We start from the raw sequence: 17,970 nt of genomic DNA, 5'->3' as shown, positions 1-17,970 counted from the left end.
CCAGTTCTGCTTATTCGTACGCTCGTCTTCCTTCCCAGTGACGGAACCAGACTAGACTTCCCATTAGCGTAATGAGGCTCGCCGTAATGATCCATAACCAGCCTGTTGCCATATCGTGTTGCAAATACGACTGCACCGTGCCGGTCAATGCGTCCATACGCAGCAATGCGATACTATCAGTCATACGTACACCCCAAGCCCAAGGAATATAATGCCAAATATGATCGCCCAAACCGGTAATCATAATCGCAGCAATTAACGTACCTGAACCGCCTAATAAAATAGACGCTCCGATACCGAATGTAAAACTTACCCATAACTGGATTACGTACAGTATAACACTAGTGAGCAGCAAATAGACGGCTCCGAGCAGAAATGTTCCATACGCAACTTGTCCTGTCGGCAATAGCAATGTGATTCCGCCACCAAGCAGCAATACGGACAATACAATCGACAAGCTGCCACAGCCCCATACGAGCAGCAGCTTGCTAATATAGCCGGTTTCTTTAATACGAGTGCGCGTCAATACATTTTGAAAATGACCTGCCTGTTCTTCCTGAGTCGCCACCATGCCGCAAATGATGCCCGATAGTAACGGCATCATCGCACCTAGCACTTCCATATAACCTGTATACAGATTGACGATCGTATACGTTCTGCCTTGTACATACAGTAAATAGATCAATGTCCAGAGTAGCGGTAAGCCCACATGCATCCAGACAAACGGAGTCCGCTTCATTTTGTACCAATCGGCATGAACACAACGCCAGACCGCGATCATCTTAATTCACCTCCGTTTGTAGACGAGATGAGCGCGCCACCCCTGCGAATACGAATCCCGTCCAAACGATCAGCAGCACAAACAGCACAATTGCTAGCGGCGTAGCTATTGAAATGACCGCTGGATTCCACAGCGTATCTCCCGGAGCAAGTGGTACGCCGTTCGGATGTACCCCAATCGCCGGACACATCATCCGAATCGACCAGCTCCACGGGTTGAGCCACCATATCGGCAATGGTGCCATATACGTACCTAAGCCCATGCCGCCTACCGCGTTAACGAGTAGGGCAGTGATCAATCCCCATTTGCGTGCCAGCCATAAACAAAATGGAATTTGCCATAATGTTCCGATCCAGAGTAACCCTACAGCAAGCGATATATTCGACCATTGTCCACCGATCGGCATGACGATTTGAAACAACAACAATACGATTTCAAAAAAGATCAGCATACATAACGTATACATTGCAATTACGCTCACTTTGGCATACCACACTTTAGACAAAGAGACAGGCAGCGAAAAGATACGGTTATACCCGATCGACCGTTCCTCTTTTTGATGAGATAAACCGCTGAGCAGCGCAATGACGAGCGGCATAAAGAAAATAGACCACCAGTTAAACGTATTCGTCACCGTATACATCGGATTCATAAAAAAGGAAAATAGCAGCACCATTACTGGCGCGACCAGCAACAATTTACGTGAAAAAGACTTTTTGAATTTGAGATGTTCTGCACGCACATAGCGAATCATACGCTCACTCCTTTCCGCATCCGGTCGGCTTGTACTACATTCATAAACAGCTGTTCCAGATCATCATCCGGATGAATTTCGCCCTGATAGCCAAGCTTACCATTGTTAATGATGCCGATATGGTCAGCGATCAGCTCCACTTCGGACAAAATATGGCTTGATAAAATTACCGTCATCCCCATTTGTGGAAACGAACGGATCAATTCGCGCAGCTCCTGAATACCGATCGGGTCGAGACCGTTAGTCGGTTCATCCAAAATTAACAGCTGCGGACGATTCAATAAGGCGATCGCGATGCCTAGCCGCTGTTTCATGCCCATCGAAAATTGCCCTGCTCTTTTCCGACCGGTATGGGTTAGGGCGACCATTTCCAGCACTTCGCTAATGCGCTTGTCATGTAGTCCGAGTAAAATGCTGTGCACTTTTAAATTTTCACGCGCCGTCAGATTGGCATATAACGGTGGTGATTCGATCAATGCTCCGATCTGACTCAAATCGCGTCGGCTCCATTTATGATGATCGAATATAATGTTACCGGAAGTCGGCGACAACAGCCCGGTTAACATTTTCAACGTAGTGGATTTTCCTGCACCATTCGGTCCAAGCAGACCGTATACGCTATTGCGTCGAACTTGCAAACTAACATCGGCAACAGCGGTTTCGCGTCCGAATGTTTTGGAGAGTTTTTGCGTTTCCAATATATATTCACTCATATGATCCATCCTCTATCGTTTAGATTTAGTAGCCAGCCTATATTGATCATTGAAACGAATAATAACCGATTCGTGTTCAGCGTCAGCTGCGGTCTGTTTGAGCTGATAGACAACTCCGTATTTTAATGGTTTTTTTTCGCGCACATTTTGTGGATTCGCATATACATACGACTGCTGCTTCAACTCCTGTTTGCTCCACCGTTTGCCATTTTGATCGACAAAATACATTTCCCCTACCGATCCAAGCGCACGCCCGACTTGATCCGCTTTCACCTCATGTTGCATCTGATACACAACGCCATTAAATACAAAACAATCCGTACGACCTTGATCGATTAATTGTTCCATCGTCACAGGCTCTACATCCGGATCGACCGTATAACTGGCTGTTTTCTCGGTTTCGGTAATGACTTTTTGCTTAAATTGATTCACACTTTGACAGCCGGTACATACACAAACAAGCGCCATACAAACGACTACAGCTATCCCTTTGACCGCATTCATAGCTTTACCTCCCTTATCTAGCATAGATTGCAAACGATATAAAAAAAGCGGAGTCCGCCGCTTACCATAAAGGTAGCTTTCGTCCCCCGCTTGCAATCATTTCATACACAGGTCGTGTCCAGATTTTATAGTATACATATGTATACGACCCGTTTAATTACTTACTGATATGACAGTTGCAAGTCGCAGTTTGGATAAAGCATGTTTGCAATACACCTGTAATACAACCTGGTGTACAGAGACTTTTGCTTTGCCATTGCGGCTCTACTTTCGAAGCAGATTGCTGCGGGTTTTTCACCAAATCCAGATCGAAATCATCGAATTTTGCCATTGTACTCACTCCTTTCTTCGGGATGAGTTCATTGTAAACGGCAAATATCAGGATTTTATCAGAATATGAGTTTATAATATATATTTTTCAAATTAGTAAATATATTAAAAAAGGGATGTTGTGGCAGTAACGACGCCGGGACGGAATAAAGGGACGGGCTGCCGTCTCGCGCCTCCTTGCTCCTTTGCTCACAACAGAAAGGCATGCTGCCAAGGTGTACGTTGCCCTAATTCCAGATGTAACAATGTCAGTGCCGTACCGGTTGTACCATCCAACAAGCCGGCATATTGCACAGCCGTCATCCCTCGTTGCTCAAAATGTTCCAAATTGGCAAATCCAAATGCATACTGTGGATCATCATGCTCCATCATGGTCGCTTTTAAACGATCAATATGGGCTTGCAGACGTGGCGATCCGCTCCATAACTGAAAGTTGCTAGCGATTTGAGCGATACCGGCAAACCCGTGGCAAAACGTCGGTGAATAAATATGATGGATATGTTCCAGCGTATGCTCCAATGTATCGAGTGCTAGCTGCTTCCACTCCGCTCTGGCAAGCACCTCTCCCGCGTGCCACAGTGCCACACATACCCCGGGACTGCCGTAGCACCAGGCATCACGCCGAAATTCCGTCTGTGCATGAGCTTCGCCTTGCTGGAACTCATCCATACCGATACAGCCTTTCCAAAATCGATGTCCGTGTTGGTCTGTACTAGCAAATTGGATCACAAACGCGCCCATCTCATGGATGGCTTGCAATTGGTTTGTTCTGCGCACACCTTGCTGCCAAGCTTTACACAGTACGACTAAAGGGCCTGGAATACCATGTGACAAACCAAGATTGAAATTGCCGTCTGGATACTGCTGTTTCTCGCGCTCACTAAATTGATTGGCGGCTGGAATGTGCCAACCTGGTACAGTGAGTCGACCGACTTGAATCGGCTGCGCCAGTTCGATCAAATAATCCAGTACCCTTTCCAGCAATGACCGTATCTGCTCGTCTTGCCGGAACGATAACAGATACGCAGCGATGCCGCTCAATCCTTCGATCACATCATAATCTCCACTCCGTACACTGCCTGTGCTAGCATTGTCCAGCATAAAGGGCACATGCATGAGCAAGTACTCATGAATACGCTGCGTAAATTTGCCATACAGCTGCCCATTTTGAGATAGACAGACGGTAGCCAAGCCGATTCCAGCTGCACCGGCAAATAAAGACGAACGCTGTATACCTTCCTGAGCGATATGCTGTACAAGAATAGACAGATAATGATGCCCCCGTTGATCCCAGCCTTCTTCCGGAAAATGAGCATGCAGTTCAGCGTACAACATACAGATGCCCGGAATGCCGTGGCTCAATGAAGCAACATTCCACGGACGAATCCGCTCATCGCCAAACTGCAAATCGTTATGAGGATGAGTGACGATAGCGAGCAAACGATCATAATCTTGCATATTGAGCGCGATCTGTTTGATCCGATCGACGATCGGCAAACCGGTTGCCGTTATTGCACTTGTTTCCACTCCGCTTCGCCTCCCCTATCAATTTCGTAATTTTCCGCTTCATACATATGCCGATATACCAGACAATCGCGCAATAGCTGTTCATGCACACCTTCGCCCACGACCCGTCCCTGATCCATTACAATAATGCGGTGCGCTTGTTGGGCGGCTACCAATCGATGTGAGATAAAGATACCGATCTTTTGCCGGGATAAGCGAAAAAAGGTATCAAACGTTTCCTTTTCCGCGATCGGATCAAGCGCGGCACTCGGCTCATCCAAAATATATACCGAAGCATTGCGAAAATAAGTGCGGGCAAGTGCGATCTTTTGCCATTGTCCGCCGGACAGTTGATGCCCTTCATCAAACCATAATCCAAGCTGCATGTTTAGATTGTAAGCGCCGTTTTCACTCACAAACTGAGCTTGCATCCGTTCCAATATCACTTTCATTTGCTCGGTATCGTGTATGCGCTCTACCTGACCGAAGCCGATATTTTCCTGCAACGTCATCTCATATTTCATATAATCTTGAAACAATACCGCCAGCTGGTTGCTATAATCGGCTGGATGAATATGATCGATAGGCTGACCGTTGATCCGAATACTGCCGTGCTGCAAACGATACAGACCTGCCAACAATTTGATCAATGTACTTTTGCCTGAACCATTTGGTCCGACAATTGCGACGCGTTCGCCAGCACGAAACGTAAGGCTAATATTTTCCAAACTACGCTGTTCACTGCCTGGATAAGCAAAGCTCACATGTTCAATTTCAAGCTCGCGGATCGCTTCGTTATAGTCGCCTGCTTGCAAATGCGCGGGAATGACTTCCTCCCGATAGTCCAAAAATTCAAACAGCTGATTCATATACAAATTGCTATTATAAATCGCATAAATCTGATTAATGATCATTTGCGAATTGCTCTGTACCATCCCTACCGAACGAATGCAGCTTAACACGTTACCGACCATAATCCGACCGGCATAAGCGGACAAAATCGCCAGCAAAATCACAATCGCACCTACGATCTGCACGATAATTTCATACGTAAAGTTAAACGCCGTCTTACGCCGCAGCACAGCCGTATCCTGTTCCAGAAATTTGCGTTTAATGCGCAAATAATGATCCAAAATATACCGTTTCAACCCGTATAGCTTCACTTCCTTAAAGGAGAAATCATGCGTCAAAATATAATTTAAATACCATGCTCTCCGTTCTTCCCCCGTACGCTTCCACTGTATAAAAAACTCCTGCTGCCCGATCCGCAAAAAGTAAAACAGCGACAACATCGGCACGAGCAATAGCAGCACCGCGATAAACCAGTTCCACGTCATCAGAAAAACAATCGCCGATACTAACGTCACCGCTGCTGTAATCATCGCAATAAACGATTGGAAAATCTGAAACGGTTTATACGAAATTTCACGCGTAATGCGTTCCAGTCGATCGTATACTTCCGGATTTTCAAAGTCTTCTAATGCTAGCCGTCCACTTTTCTCCATAATCATATAATTTAATTTGTAATTCATACTGAACTGAAAACGCGTATTATAATAATCCATCGTTTGTGAAATCAATTCCGAGATTAACGTCACTACGATATACGTACCAAACAGCCATAGAATCGGTTGCAGTCCCGACTGGATATGCACTAATGAGTTGATCAATTCCTGCGAAATATACAATGTCGCAATCGGCGCTAGCCCGGTAATCAAACTAAGCGCAGCAATAACGATAAACAGTCTGCCTTCCAAGCGAAATACAAGCTGCAATGTTTGGGGAAGCTGACGCAGCGTGAACAACAAGTCACGCAAGCGAAAAGTTTCGTTTACGTCCATACTAAACTTCCTTCCCGGTTGCGGCTATGCAGAGCATGCAGCGTATGCGCGGTCAATGCCAGCACCCGGCGTTCTTTGGCACGATCTGTGCCAAGCAGACGGTTGCAATGCAGATGGAGCACACTGCCGATCATATTAGCCGGATGTGCCGTCAACGGCAGATCATGCTGCAAATAAGTCGCATATTCGTGCGCATGTGCATCCCGCAGTGCGAGCAGATCGAGCAGTTGTTTGCCCCCATGTTCTGCACTAAGCTGCTGCCAGCGATCCGCAGGATCGCAAAGCCCGGTATAATAGGCTGCCTGTTGCTTAAACTCCGTACGATATTCGCTATTCGATACGCCCTGACGACTTAAAATATCGAGTTGCTGCTGCGGATTAAGCTGTAACTGCTGGAGCAGACGTATGATCGAGACGATCGCAATCGTATCCTGCTCCAATGGCAATTGTTTTAGTCGTTGTGCACGCCAAATCGATTCGACGACAAAGCTGTCGGCACTAAACAATCGTTCTGCCGCTCCAATCGCAGCGACACCACCATAACGCTCCAATTCGCGATCGTACGCAGCAATGACATACTCCGCAATTAAACCTTGCTGTTGCAGCCCTTTCAACCAGTCCAACACATCCGGCAACATCCGTAACAACGTAGCCGGATCAGCAGAGAAACGAAGCCTTATATGCGGCTTCGGGTCCATATAACGCATAAAAAAATGCTGAACCGGCAACTGGGCAGACAATTCGCGACAGAAATCCAATAATTCAAACGCAATCAATTCTTGCTCGCGTGCTTGTTTGCCGTACAGCTTAATATAGAGCCAATCGTCCAATGGCATTTTCAATCGTTGCTGTTCTAGCTCCATGCTGCATAGTTTCGGCTGAATGAACTGCGGCGGCTCCGCTGCGATCCGCATGAACGGTACGACTACTTCCGCCACATAACCGCGTCCTTCCGTATCATAAACGGCGGGTTCGCCATCTTCCAGCGCGACCAGCTGTATATTTTGACTGCCTGCTTTGCGAAGTTCAGTGAATAACATGTGCAAAGAGCGATCATCTTCCGTATCGACAACGAGTCGATGATCCGAATTTGCAATATAAAAGCTTGTCGGCAAACGATACCGCAGACGGAACGACTGGAACCGTTCGGCAAAGTCGGCTCCATCTGGTTTGTCATGGTCGTACAGATCATATAAATTGATCTGCCACTGTGCACCGGACAGCACAATGCCTTCATAACGAATTTCCGGTACATATTTAAATGCTTTGTACACATCTGTCCACGGAAAATAACTCCAATTGCGCCGACGATGTTCTTCCATTTCTTGCAAAAACCGAATCGCATTCGCCGTCATTAACGGATTCAGCATATTGTTCGCACCAAATACGAGCAATTGTCCACTCCGGCGATGCCGGGCATAAAAGCGATTGTTATGAATACCGATCGCGATATCGTCTATGCTCACCTGATCTGCTGTATGACGCGAACTGTTCGTAAATAAAGCCATTTCCTTGGCGCGCCCGCTAGCATTGCGCGTCACATTGCCAGAACGAATCTGGTGAGGAATAAAGCTAAGTTCACACATCTGTTCATCGTGCTGACTGCGCAGTGTATGCTCATGACTATGAATCTGTTCCAATACTGTATGTATACGTGACGACAGATGCGCAAAGCGTCCAAACGTTTTGCCCGCCTGTCTGGAACCGATATTCGGTCCCACATAAAGCAGCGGTTGCCCGTCTCGCATACGTAATAAGAAGTTCAATTCTAGCGAAACCGGAACTTCGCTATGATCCGGTTCGATATGAACATGATTCGCAAACTGCTGCCGCGTCCATTCAATCGGCGTTCCTTGTTGCACTGCTTCCGTGTAATGAAGCAACAGCAAACTTTTAAATGCAGGTGTAACATACTCGCCCGGCTGAATGTGCTCAAAATAATCATTGGCTGGATGTGTATACGAATATGGCGCTCCAATCCCAGTAGCGGTATCGAGCATTTCCAGCAAAGGTACTTCGCGATCGACGCCGTATTTTTCGATAAATTTATGTTTATACTGTTCCCAGTAGCCTTGTCTTTGTTCAAGTGGTATCGCTACAGCGGATAACATAGACGCCAGATGTGCCATTTGCTCTGCGATATCCTTGTCCAGACATAATGCGGAAGCGGTGAATCGCTCATCATGATGTATGCCGGTATCAATCTGTAATGGGGAGGCGGATGATTGGATATGCTGCATCGCCTGCACGAGTTGCAAGTAAGCAGCTTCCCCATCTCCCGGCTCGGTAGCATTATAATTACAGATCATATGCTGAATCTGTTGCAGTTGTGCAATCAGTTCAGCATTCAGATGGCAGCTTTCCAATTGCTCAATTACAAAGGCGAATTGATCGCTAACATTCAGCGGCGGGCGCAAATTGGAAATCAGAAATTCCTGATTGACCATCTCCTGTACATACTGCTGGATGCGCTCTGCCGGTGTATCGGGGTAATGATGTAGTAACGTCTGCACGAGTGCAGGGAATGAAGATGCTGTCCGGCTATGTTCATACAAAATTTGAAATGCAGGTGTAGCGCGAATTTGCACATCTTCCGATTGACCGTCCAGACTATACAGCAAATACGCACGATCCCCTTTCATATAACAAGCCGAATTTAATTTGAAATAAAGCTGTGCGCTGCACTCCTGTTCCAACCGTTTAATGAGCAAAAATAGCCATTCCAGATCAACGCGCGCCAGTTTGCGAAGTTGCCGATGATCATATGTCCATTGATTATGCGCTGCAAACTGCCCGACACCGACAGCTGTAAACAGACCAAACGGAGTCGTACGACATGCGCGCCGTCCAGCATATTTCAACATCGCTTGCACAAAGTTACGCTTCTTTTTCCCAGTTAACTTGTCTGGATCGTTCAAATACACATTCATCGTGTCATACAAAGTACGACTTGCAATCAAAATCTGCTCACGAAATAGCGGATCACGGCACCATTGTGCCAATTGCTCGTCCGTTCCTTGCATAGGATGAGGGGCTGTTGGATCGGCAACAGGACTAAGCGGAAGGCGTACCATATACTGTCCGACCGGCTGAAAAAGTGACTTCATATGTATGACCTCTTTTCGAATAAATGTATTGAAGGCAGCACGAATTTGTTAGATGTGCACGAAGTGTTATGTAAACAACAATTGTGTAGCATTGATAAACTGTGGAATTTATTTTAAGGTATAAATATCAATTTTTTATCAGAATCGTATGGAAGCGATGGGAGGAATATTTTATGTACATGTACATCAGCTCTCACAATATTCATGAGCAATTTCCGGAAGCCGCTCATTTGCCAGAGGTCATTTCGATGCGGCATGACGGCGATGTTCGCTATGTGATGGAGATCGACGAAATTTTGCCGGTAGATATTCGCTCCCAGCATACGTTTAGCTATGAAGTACTGGACAGCGGCGGGCGTGTTGGCGGCAATTTTGCGGTGCTCAACAATATTCCGGTGACCGCCGACGGACGATCTGCGTTTGAGCAGCGCTTTATGAATCGTGCGCGCAAAGTCGAGGAGGAGCCGGGCTTTGTCGGCATTCGTGTGCTGCGCCCGCTCGATGATGATACGTATGTCATTATGACGCTATGGGAAGACGAGCAACATTTCAAAGCATGGCAGCAATCGCAGGCGTACAGCCATGCGCACCGCAAACGCCATACTGAAGAAGGCATCGATGTGCAGCAGCCGTCGATTTTTCCGCGCCCTTCCTTTGTGAAAACATTTACGGTCGATCTGTAAGCAGCCTATGCTGATCACTTATGCTATAACAGCCTGTTCTCCAACAGAGAACAGGCTGTTTACGTTTGACCTATTCCATTGTTAACATGAAAAATGTAACAAATTCCGTCTTCCCTCGTATAACATGGTAGATTCCACTGCCTATTCTTGATAAAATGGCAGTACGATTGGGAGCCATCTCACTGGCTGCTATACTACTTTTAGAAATGGAGCGGTATGACATGGGAATGAATTACAATCTCCAGCGCAAAAGCCAGCTTGACGCACGCGAGCTAATGCTGCTGGAATCCGAAGTTAAAACCTATGGCAAAAACATGGTTGTTGCCTATGTGTTATGGTATTTCCTCGGTATTTTTGGCGGACATCGCTTTTACATGGGTAAAATCGGTTCAGCTGTTACGCAATTGATTTTGTCGCTGACGGTCGTTGGTATGGTCGTTACATCGATATGGTGGATCGTCGACGCATTTCTATTGCACACATGGGTCAAAGAGCGCAATGATTATGTGGAGAGCAATGTGATCGACCAGATTCTTGTGCAAAAACCAATCTCGTCGGATTATCACTACTAATTCGGATGCTGACACGTTACGAGCTCTCTCCACAAGAGCTAATGTTGCTCAATTCCGAAATGCGTCCGCGTGAAAAGTCGCTCGGTCTGGCGTATCTTATGCTGATCGGCGGACATCTTGGTGTGCATCGCTTTTATTTGAAACGAAAGGCGACGGCGATTGTGCAGCTTGTGCTGTTTCTAATTGCTGCGCTTGGATATGTTGTTATGGTACTTGGTTCCGGGTTTAGTGAACATGAGCCAACCAGTGCAGCTATTGTCGGGTTAGTTATATTTGCGATCGCCGGCTTGCCATTGTTCATCTGGATTGTAGTCGATCTGTTCCTCATTCCGAGTATGGTACGCAGTATAAATGCACAGCTTGAACACGAAATTATGCAGCAACTGGAATGGCTGCGCAGCAATCCGCAAACAGCGCGTGGAACGGGCGCAGTACAACCGCCCAACACATCACAACCGCCTTCTGCGCCGCAGTCACCTTATTTGCAAAAGTAAACCGATCAAACAGTTGGTTACAGCTTCACCTACATCATATAGAGCTAATCACTCGTTATTACATCATCTGCTTACATAAAAAGCCCTTTTCCGCTATTAGGAAAAGGGCTTTTTGCTTGCATGTGCAATTGAGCGGATCAGCAATGCTTTTACGCGCCTTCTACTGCGTTTTACGCTTACTGCCTGCTTGCTCGTTCGCCGTATTTATCCTTATTTGTGCATCTTACTTGCATTGGTTGCCTATCGCTAAACTGCTACAATATCGCACTGCTACACCGCTATACTGCTATACTTCTGCTATGCTGTAGCAAATTTGTCATGTAGACAGTAAAACAGCTCATGCTCACACGCTCTATCCACCGTTCCAACTTACGACGATATTTGTAACTGACTATGGAACAACTCACTATAAAAGCCTGCCTGCTCCAACAGTTCATCATGATTGCCACGCTCCACAATCTGCCCATCGCGCAGCACGAGAATTTGATCGGCAGAGCGAATCGTATTCAGTCGATGCGCGATCACAAAGCTTGTTCGTCCTTGCATTAAGCGCTGTAAACCTTCCTGAATCCGAATTTCGGTGACGGTATCGATGCTGCTCGTCGCCTCGTCCAATACGAGAATCGCCGGGTCAGCCAGCATCGCGCGTGCAATCGTCAATAACTGCCGTTGTCCTTGACTAATCCCTCCACCATCCCGGCTCAATACATGGTCATATCCATCAGGTAGCTGGCGAATAAACGTATCCGCATTTGCCAGCTCCGCCGCTGCACGCACCTGTTCATCGGTCGCTTCCAGCCGTCCATACCGGATATTGTCCAGCACCGTCCCTTCAAACAAAAACGAATCTTGCAATACAAACGCCATATGCTGCCTAAGACTGGAACGTCGCAACGTACGAATGTCTTGCCCATCTACCGTAATCTGTCCTTGATCTGCATCGTAAAAGCGTGAAATCAACTGAATTAGCGTCGTTTTGCCCGCACCGGTAGGTCCAATCAGCGCAATCATCTCGCCGGGCGCTGCCGCAAACGAAATATGTTGCAATGTATCCCCGCTTCGCTCCGTATCATAAGCAAACGATACATCTTTGAACTCCACCGCACCGGACAATTGCTCCACTTCGATCGCCCCATGCTCGTCCGCTTCCTCCACGTCCTCATCCATAATTTCAAACACACGCTCAGCGCCTGCAATCGCTGACAACAGCGTATTCCACTGGTTCGCCAAATCATTAAGCGGACGTGTAAACTGACGCGCATATTCGACAAAAATGACAATGACCCCGACCGTAATCGCACCACGGATAGCGAGCACACCGCCCACACCGGCGATCAGTGCAAAGCTCAAATTGTTCAGCCCATTCATCAGTTTCGGAATAAAGCCGGAAATCGTCTGCGCCCAGAAGCCGGAAAAACGAATCCGCTCATTGCGCTCGGCAAACGCCTCGATCACCTGCTGTTCGCGTCCGAACGCTTTAATAATCTTTTCGCCGGACAGCGTTTCTTCGATATAGCCGTTCAGCTCGCCCAAATTGCGCTGCCGCTCACGAAACAGCGGGCCAGTGCGCCGCGTAATCCAGCGCATTCCTAACGCCATTAGCGGCACGACGATAAACGTAAGCAGCGTCAGCAGCGGGCTTAGCCATAGCATAACGACAAGCGTACCGACCAGTGTTAATACGCTCGAGAAAATCTGGATCGCTGAGCTGTTCAGCGTGCTGCTTACATTTTCAATATCGTTCGTCACCCGGCTCATCAACTCACCTTGTTGCCGTTTGCCAAAAAACGGAATCGGCAACCGATGCAAATGAGCAAACAGATCGGCACGCATTCGGTATACTGTTTCCTGCGCAATCTCAATCATCCATACATTTTGCAGCCAGGAGGTAATCGAGTTCAATATATACACGGCGGCAAGCCCAGCCAGAAACCAAATCCATAATCCACCGCGATCACGCGCCAGAAAATCATCGATCGCAATCCCGATCAAATAAGGACCTAGCAGTGTTAACGCAGACGTGAGCAATACCATAAACAACACCATAAACAGCTTCAAACGACGTTCCGCCAAATACGCCCAGATGCGTGTTAGCGTACTGCGCCAGTTTTTGGCGCGTTTATGATTGCCCGGTTGGGCGGATGAAGCGGCAAGCTGCGCGTCAGGACGTGGAGCAGACGGACGGGCGACACGAAACGGATCAATAAACGCCTTCCACATGCTGCAACTCCTCCTCTCCAAACTGGGATGCATAAATGCGTCGATATAGCTCTGACGTTTGCAATAGCTGCTGATGATCACCTTCAGCGATCAGATGACCGTCTTGTAACAGCAATACTTTGTCTGCGCGAATGGTCGAACTGATCTTTTGCGTAATCAGCACGGTTGTGCAGGATAGCTGTGCCAGTTGTTCCAGCAGCTTCGCTTCGGTACGCACATCGAGTGCACTTGTACTGTCATCCAGTAGCAACAGCGATGGCTTGCGCACTAATGCGCGCGCGATAGACAGTCGCTGCTTTTGCCCGCCTGACAAATTGACGCCGCGCTGACCGAGCCGTGTATCATAGCCGCTCGGCAAGTTCATAATCGTGTCATGAATTTGGGCGATCCGTGCCGCCTCCTGAATTTCCCCCATCGTTGCCTGCTCATTGCCCCAGGCGATATTTTCATGAATCGTACCGGTAAACAGTACAATTTCCTGTGGCACATAACCGATGCGACTGCGCAAATCATGCGCTGTGAGCGAGCGTATATCATGCCCGTTGATGCTGATCTTGCCTGTATGCGGATCATACAAACGTAGCATCAACTGCATTAACGACGATTTGCCTGATCCGGTCGCGCCCATAATCGCCGTCATCCGCCCGGCACGCGCCACAAACGAAATATCGCTCAAAATCAGGCGCTCGGTATCCGGGTAACGAAAATGCACTTGCTGTAACTCCACCTCTGCCGCTCCTGCCGCTTGTGCTGAACCGGTAGATATAGATGTAGACTGCCCTACCGACTGCTGATCAGCGCTAGGGACGAGGCGAGTCGGTTTATCACGATATGGAGCCGCCTGTACAGCATCCATCGGCACAACCGTACCTTGCTCCGCCAATTCATCCTTTACAGCTCTTGTCAGCATAGTATCGGTCGTGGACAGTTGCGACACTTCCGTTGGCTGCGTATCCGTCGGCACCGCTGGCGCTGCTGCGGACGATGTGAATACGTTTTCAACCGCCGATTTTGCCGACGATCCGCTGCGTTGTGCAGCCGACATTTGTGCTGCTCTGCCATCATCTTCCTGCGCCGTCATCACCTCATCCATCCGTCCCGCCGAAGCGCGTGCACGCGAGAACGCTGCTACAATCATCGAAAACATCGATAACGCGCCCATCGTGCGCATCGAATAGTTAATGACCGCTACCACCTCACCCACCGAAGCCGAACCGGTCAAAATATCGCGATGACCGAACCAAAGCACCGCAATAATGCTTGCATTCATAATAAACAAAATAAACGGCATCGTCGTCTCGGTCAGCCGCAGTGCGGACACGGTATCATTCATCAGCTCACTGCTATGCTGCTCAAACCGCCGCCGTTCATGCTGCTTGCGCACAAACACACGAATAAGCCGCATCCCGGTCAAATTTTCTTGCATCACATTGTTGACCGTATCCAGCCGCCGTTGCACCCGTTCAAACAGCGCTGCCGCACGCTTCATAATTACCATTACAAACAGCAGTAAAATCGGTACCCCAACGACGAGCAGCAAACCAAGCTTCACGTTCACAATTAGCGCCATAATGCTGCTGCCGATCACTAGCAACGGCGCCCGCAACATAAAACGCAGCCCCATAAACAGCATATCCTGCAAAATGGTCACATCATTCGTCAGCCGTGTAATGAGCGATGAAGTAGCAAATTGTCCAAACAAGCTATACGAGAACGATTGCACTTTCCGATACAATGCCTCACGCAAATCATAACCTAGCCCTTGACTGGCATAAGCAGCGTAAAACGAACTGAATATGCCCGCGCCAAAAGCAACCACCGTACCCGCCAGCAATATGCCGCCCCATAACAGCACCGTAGGCAGATGCTGCCGACTGATACCGTCATCGATAATTTTGGAGATCAGATAGGGCTGTATTAGCTCTAGCGCCAGTTCGATCAACATCATTAACAAGGCGAGAATAGCGGCAACCCGGTACTTTTTCAAAAAGGAAAACAATAATGACATCGTGCTCCCCCTTGTCTGTAAAATATGTAATGTTGTGCTGCTGACCTACACTCTTTGGCAATCGTGCAATATGATCGAATTTATAATCAAAGCCGCCGCTGTCCACCGTAAGCAACGGTGACAGCGGCGAAGCATGCATTAGGATGGAGCGCCCGTGTTAACTTGTTCCGCATCATCCTGCTTCTTCATATATACCCCTTTTTTGTAAACTGAACGTATCGTAAAGTGTTCACCCAGCTTTTTATTGGTGCGATAGATGAGCGAATTCACTTCATCCACGCCTACTAGCTCGGCATCGTCCATACAACGCTCCGGCCATACTTCGCGCACGATTTGCTCACGGGTCACAAAATGATCCAGCCGATTGTACAGCAGCTTGAACAACTGGTATTCCTTTTTCGACAATGTAATGCTATCGCTGCCGATCTGAATGTTTTGCAAATAATCATGCAGGCGAATTTCGTGCTCCATCAGATCGCTCACCCGATATTCACGCGTCTCCTCCAAATCGCTGCCACGCTCCACAAGCAGTGTCACCAGACCGTTCACCAGCGTCAATTGATCGCCTTCCCCAATCCGATACGATTGATGCGGCTGCAACCGTTTCCCGTTCAGCTCGGTGCCATTTTTGCTACCCAAATCTTCCACATACACATCGTTTTGCACACGGCTGAAACGGCAATGCTGTTTGGATACGAGCTGATTGTAGATAGGCAGCTCAGTTTGTCCGGTTCCGGTATGTCTGCCAACGAGCACGGATTTATGATTTTCCAAATAAATAAACGTACCGTGACCTTCTAGGCCGGCGGTATCGACCATAATTTTAATAATGTCCGGCATGTTCATCGCTCACTTTCCGGTAATTTCAATCTGTATGTTAACATAGCTTGATCTAGTAGCTTGTCCCCAATCCATCCAGTGGTTACATCTTGCTGAAACAAGTCACTATAGTGTAGCTCAATGACAGCATCATCAGATTGTTTTCATTGTTTGCTTGCTGTTTGGCTTTTATAGTGTAAAAGAGAGAAGTTGTATACAGCGGCAAGCAAGCCCCTCATACGGGCTGTCTTTCATTATACTATACACCGCTTATGGAATAATCAATTTTACGAATGGAGCAAGCTCACTACGCCAAACAGCAAGCCAGCACATCCATAAACAAGATCAACGCTCAAACAGACAAAAAGCCTGCCAAAGCAGCAGGCTACACGATACAATACGATGGGAAAAGTGGGGATATTATCATGAAACCAAAACAAATTGTGATCTATGGATTATTATCCTTTCTAATTGCCAGCAGCTTGGCGATGTACGTCTATCTCGATCATCGTCTGCCGCAATATGACAAGACGAGCACCTCCGACTACACCCAGAAAATTCAGATCGAAAGCCTAAGCGATTTGAAGCAACGCGTTCGGTATGAGTTAAAATAAATGCCGCCTCGATCACGCCCTAACAGGCTGACTACTACAGCAGCATCTGATCTCAAGCATGAACCGAAATAAACTTTTCGATAAATTGCTTGAACAGACGATTCGTATCATTCAGTTGGTCAATTGTCGCCATAAAATCGGTTACCCGCTTGGCTTGCTCATGCGAAGTGGCGGCGATCTCGCCTATTTCGGTCTGCATATTCATTCATTTCATAGTCGAAGTAAAATAAATTCAGCAGCAGCAATCTAAGACGAATACCGCATATGTACATCTTTAAACATAATACTGATGCATGTTTAAATGAAACCTTATCGATGTGTGCGCAGTACTATACGATATCCCTCATCAAAGGAGTGTTTCATTTGAAAATGTATATTATTACACTCATGCTGCTCGTCAGTCTGTTATCCGGCTGCTCGGCATTGGATAGTGTAAATCAGTCGGTGAATTACGTGAGTAGCGTAACAACGTATATTAACAATACATCCACTTTAGCACAGCAGCTTCCACAGTTAACCCAGCAATCGTTAACCGATCCAAAAGCGCGTGAACAACTGACTCAAGAACTGCAAAATGCACAGCAGCAGATCAATACGTTTAATGGACTGGAACCACCGGCATTTGCCAAAGATTTGCATCAACAGTTGTCCGGTTATAGCGACACACTGAATACCGAAGTGAACACATTGATCGATCAAGCACAAGCTGGTAAACTGACGGTACAAAACTTAAACAACTCGCACATTTTTCAGACGATCGATCAGATCAATAGCTTGCTGAATCAGTTTCAGCAGTTAGGACAGTAGCCTACTGAAACTGTACATTCATCACTTCATCTTCTCATAAAATGCAAACGATCCTCTTTCATATCGAAGGCGGATGTGCAACTTATCAAACGATCACTCTTTCTGAGATTGCATGATCTGTAATGTAATTTTGCTAAACACAAAAGCCTCCCCATGTTTGAGGAGGCTTTTGTGTTACATCAAACAAGCCGAAATGACATTGAGGACCAATGAAAGT

17 protein-coding genes are annotated in these 17,970 nt (G+C 47.3%); 5 read left to right on the top strand and 12 right to left on the bottom strand.

Features of this window, described 5'->3' with window-relative positions; all coding sequences use genetic code 11:
- Positions 1-10: 10 nt before the first annotated feature.
- The 8 genes from U1I11_RS16860 to U1I11_RS16825 form a co-directional block, all read right to left on the bottom strand.
- Positions 11-781, bottom strand: a complete 771-nt coding sequence (locus U1I11_RS16860) for a lantibiotic immunity ABC transporter MutG family permease subunit (protein ID WP_322907297.1) — start codon at positions 779-781, stop codon at positions 11-13.
- A 1-nt stretch (position 782) separates the two neighbouring features.
- Complete coding sequence (locus U1I11_RS16855) at positions 783-1,535, bottom strand: lantibiotic immunity ABC transporter MutE/EpiE family permease subunit (RefSeq protein WP_322907296.1); 753 nt, start codon at positions 1,533-1,535, stop codon at positions 783-785.
- Positions 1,532-2,248, bottom strand: a complete 717-nt coding sequence (locus U1I11_RS16850) for a lantibiotic protection ABC transporter ATP-binding protein (protein WP_322907295.1) — start codon at positions 2,246-2,248, stop codon at positions 1,532-1,534. The genes U1I11_RS16855 and U1I11_RS16850 overlap by 4 nt, the downstream gene beginning before the upstream one ends.
- Positions 2,249-2,260: 12 nt before the next feature.
- The gene (locus U1I11_RS16845) at positions 2,261-2,752 is read right to left on the bottom strand and encodes a NisI/SpaI family lantibiotic immunity lipoprotein (RefSeq protein WP_322907294.1); all 492 of its coding nucleotides are present in this window, start codon (positions 2,750-2,752) and stop codon (positions 2,261-2,263) included.
- 157 nt (positions 2,753-2,909) lie between these two features.
- Positions 2,910-3,083 carry a gallidermin/nisin family lantibiotic gene (locus U1I11_RS16840; protein WP_322907293.1) on the bottom strand — a complete coding sequence of 58 codons (174 nt, stop codon included), beginning with the start codon at positions 3,081-3,083 and terminating at the stop codon, positions 2,910-2,912.
- 188 nt (positions 3,084-3,271) lie between these two features.
- Positions 3,272-4,609, bottom strand: coding sequence for a lanthionine synthetase C family protein (locus tag U1I11_RS16835; protein ID WP_322907292.1), 1,338 nt, complete (start codon positions 4,607-4,609; stop codon positions 3,272-3,274).
- Positions 4,591-6,429, bottom strand: coding sequence for an ABC transporter ATP-binding protein (locus U1I11_RS16830; RefSeq protein WP_322907291.1), 1,839 nt, complete (start codon positions 6,427-6,429; stop codon positions 4,591-4,593). Before U1I11_RS16830 ends, U1I11_RS16835 begins: the two co-directional genes overlap by 19 nt.
- Positions 6,420-9,536, bottom strand: a complete 3,117-nt coding sequence (locus U1I11_RS16825) for a lantibiotic dehydratase (protein WP_322907290.1) — start codon at positions 9,534-9,536, stop codon at positions 6,420-6,422. Before U1I11_RS16825 ends, U1I11_RS16830 begins: the two co-directional genes overlap by 10 nt.
- Positions 9,537-9,709: 173 nt before the next feature.
- Between U1I11_RS16825 and U1I11_RS16820 the strand changes: the two genes are divergently transcribed.
- The 3 genes from U1I11_RS16820 (at position 9,710) to U1I11_RS16810 (ending at position 11,285) form a co-directional block, all read left to right on the top strand.
- The gene (locus tag U1I11_RS16820; RefSeq protein WP_322907289.1) at positions 9,710-10,219 is read left to right on the top strand and encodes an antibiotic biosynthesis monooxygenase family protein; all 510 of its coding nucleotides are present in this window, start codon (positions 9,710-9,712) and stop codon (positions 10,217-10,219) included.
- A 221-nt stretch (positions 10,220-10,440) separates the two neighbouring features.
- Positions 10,441-10,791, top strand: coding sequence for a TM2 domain-containing protein (locus U1I11_RS16815; protein WP_416235473.1), 351 nt, complete (start codon positions 10,441-10,443; stop codon positions 10,789-10,791).
- Between the two features lie 41 nt (positions 10,792-10,832).
- A complete protein-coding gene (locus U1I11_RS16810; RefSeq protein ID WP_322907288.1) occupies positions 10,833-11,285 on the top strand; it encodes a TM2 domain-containing protein in 453 nt (150 codons plus the stop codon).
- 369 nt (positions 11,286-11,654) lie between these two features.
- Here U1I11_RS16810 and U1I11_RS16805 read toward each other — a convergent pair whose 3' ends face one another.
- The 3 genes from U1I11_RS16805 to U1I11_RS16795 form a co-directional block, all read right to left on the bottom strand.
- On the bottom strand, positions 11,655-13,505 hold the full coding sequence (locus U1I11_RS16805) for an ABC transporter ATP-binding protein (protein WP_322907287.1): 1,851 nt from the start codon (positions 13,503-13,505) through the stop codon (positions 11,655-11,657).
- Entirely contained in the window at positions 13,486-15,513 is a 2,028-nt protein-coding gene (locus U1I11_RS16800) for an ABC transporter ATP-binding protein (RefSeq protein WP_322907286.1), read from the bottom strand. Before U1I11_RS16800 ends, U1I11_RS16805 begins: the two co-directional genes overlap by 20 nt.
- Before the next feature lie 138 nt (positions 15,514-15,651).
- Complete coding sequence (locus U1I11_RS16795) at positions 15,652-16,359, bottom strand: FHA domain-containing protein (RefSeq protein ID WP_322907285.1); 708 nt, start codon at positions 16,357-16,359, stop codon at positions 15,652-15,654.
- Positions 16,360-16,757: 398 nt separating this feature from the next.
- Here U1I11_RS16795 and U1I11_RS16790 point away from each other — a divergent pair, with 398 nt between their 5' ends.
- A complete protein-coding gene (locus U1I11_RS16790; protein ID WP_322907284.1) occupies positions 16,758-16,946 on the top strand; it encodes a hypothetical protein in 189 nt (62 codons plus the stop codon).
- Positions 16,947-16,998: 52 nt separating this feature from the next.
- Here the strand turns inward: U1I11_RS16790 and U1I11_RS16785 are convergent, their stop codons facing one another.
- Positions 16,999-17,145: a hypothetical protein gene (locus U1I11_RS16785; protein ID WP_322907283.1), complete on the bottom strand. Its 147-nt coding sequence runs from the start codon at positions 17,143-17,145 to the stop codon at positions 16,999-17,001.
- A 170-nt stretch (positions 17,146-17,315) separates the two neighbouring features.
- Here U1I11_RS16785 and U1I11_RS16780 point away from each other — a divergent pair, with 170 nt between their 5' ends.
- Complete coding sequence (locus tag U1I11_RS16780) at positions 17,316-17,753, top strand: DUF6376 family protein (RefSeq protein ID WP_322907372.1); 438 nt, start codon at positions 17,316-17,318, stop codon at positions 17,751-17,753.
- The last annotated feature ends 217 nt before the right edge of the window (positions 17,754-17,970 follow it).

Origin of the sequence: Paenibacillus campi (genome assembly GCF_034659835.1) — a bacterium.
Classification (GTDB): domain Bacteria; phylum Bacillota; class Bacilli; order Paenibacillales; family Paenibacillaceae; genus Saccharibacillus; species Saccharibacillus campi.
Note: the sequence above shows the minus strand (reverse complement) of the source record. Positions and strands in the feature narration are given on the sequence as shown.

Bases quoted from the DNA above. Each gene is read 5' to 3' on its own strand.
- U1I11_RS16855 (WP_322907296.1), bottom strand. From the start codon at position 1,535: ATGATTCGCTATGTGCGTGCAGAACATCTCAAATTCAAAAAGTCTTTT.
- U1I11_RS16785 (WP_322907283.1), bottom strand. From the start codon at position 17,145: ATGCAGACCGAAATAGGCGAGATCGCCGCCACTTCGCATGAGCAAGCC.
- U1I11_RS16780 (WP_322907372.1), top strand. From the start codon at position 17,316: ATGTATATTATTACACTCATGCTGCTCGTCAGTCTGTTATCCGGCTGC.
- U1I11_RS16850 (WP_322907295.1), bottom strand. From the start codon at position 2,248: ATGAGTGAATATATATTGGAAACGCAAAAACTCTCCAAAACATTCGGA.
- U1I11_RS16825 (WP_322907290.1), bottom strand. From the start codon at position 9,536: ATGAAGTCACTTTTTCAGCCGGTCGGACAGTATATGGTACGCCTTCCG.
- U1I11_RS16810 (WP_322907288.1), top strand. From the start codon at position 10,833: ATGTTGCTCAATTCCGAAATGCGTCCGCGTGAAAAGTCGCTCGGTCTG.
- U1I11_RS16790 (WP_322907284.1), top strand. From the start codon at position 16,758: ATGAAACCAAAACAAATTGTGATCTATGGATTATTATCCTTTCTAATT.
- U1I11_RS16800 (WP_322907286.1), bottom strand. From the start codon at position 15,513: ATGTCATTATTGTTTTCCTTTTTGAAAAAGTACCGGGTTGCCGCTATT.
- U1I11_RS16795 (WP_322907285.1), bottom strand. From the start codon at position 16,359: ATGAACATGCCGGACATTATTAAAATTATGGTCGATACCGCCGGCCTA.
- U1I11_RS16860 (WP_322907297.1), bottom strand. From the start codon at position 781: ATGATCGCGGTCTGGCGTTGTGTTCATGCCGATTGGTACAAAATGAAG.
- U1I11_RS16805 (WP_322907287.1), bottom strand. From the start codon at position 13,505: ATGTGGAAGGCGTTTATTGATCCGTTTCGTGTCGCCCGTCCGTCTGCT.
- U1I11_RS16815 (WP_416235473.1), top strand. From the start codon at position 10,441: ATGGGAATGAATTACAATCTCCAGCGCAAAAGCCAGCTTGACGCACGC.
- U1I11_RS16830 (WP_322907291.1), bottom strand. From the start codon at position 6,429: ATGGACGTAAACGAAACTTTTCGCTTGCGTGACTTGTTGTTCACGCTG.
- U1I11_RS16840 (WP_322907293.1), bottom strand. From the start codon at position 3,083: ATGGCAAAATTCGATGATTTCGATCTGGATTTGGTGAAAAACCCGCAG.
- U1I11_RS16845 (WP_322907294.1), bottom strand. From the start codon at position 2,752: ATGAATGCGGTCAAAGGGATAGCTGTAGTCGTTTGTATGGCGCTTGTT.
- U1I11_RS16820 (WP_322907289.1), top strand. From the start codon at position 9,710: ATGTACATGTACATCAGCTCTCACAATATTCATGAGCAATTTCCGGAA.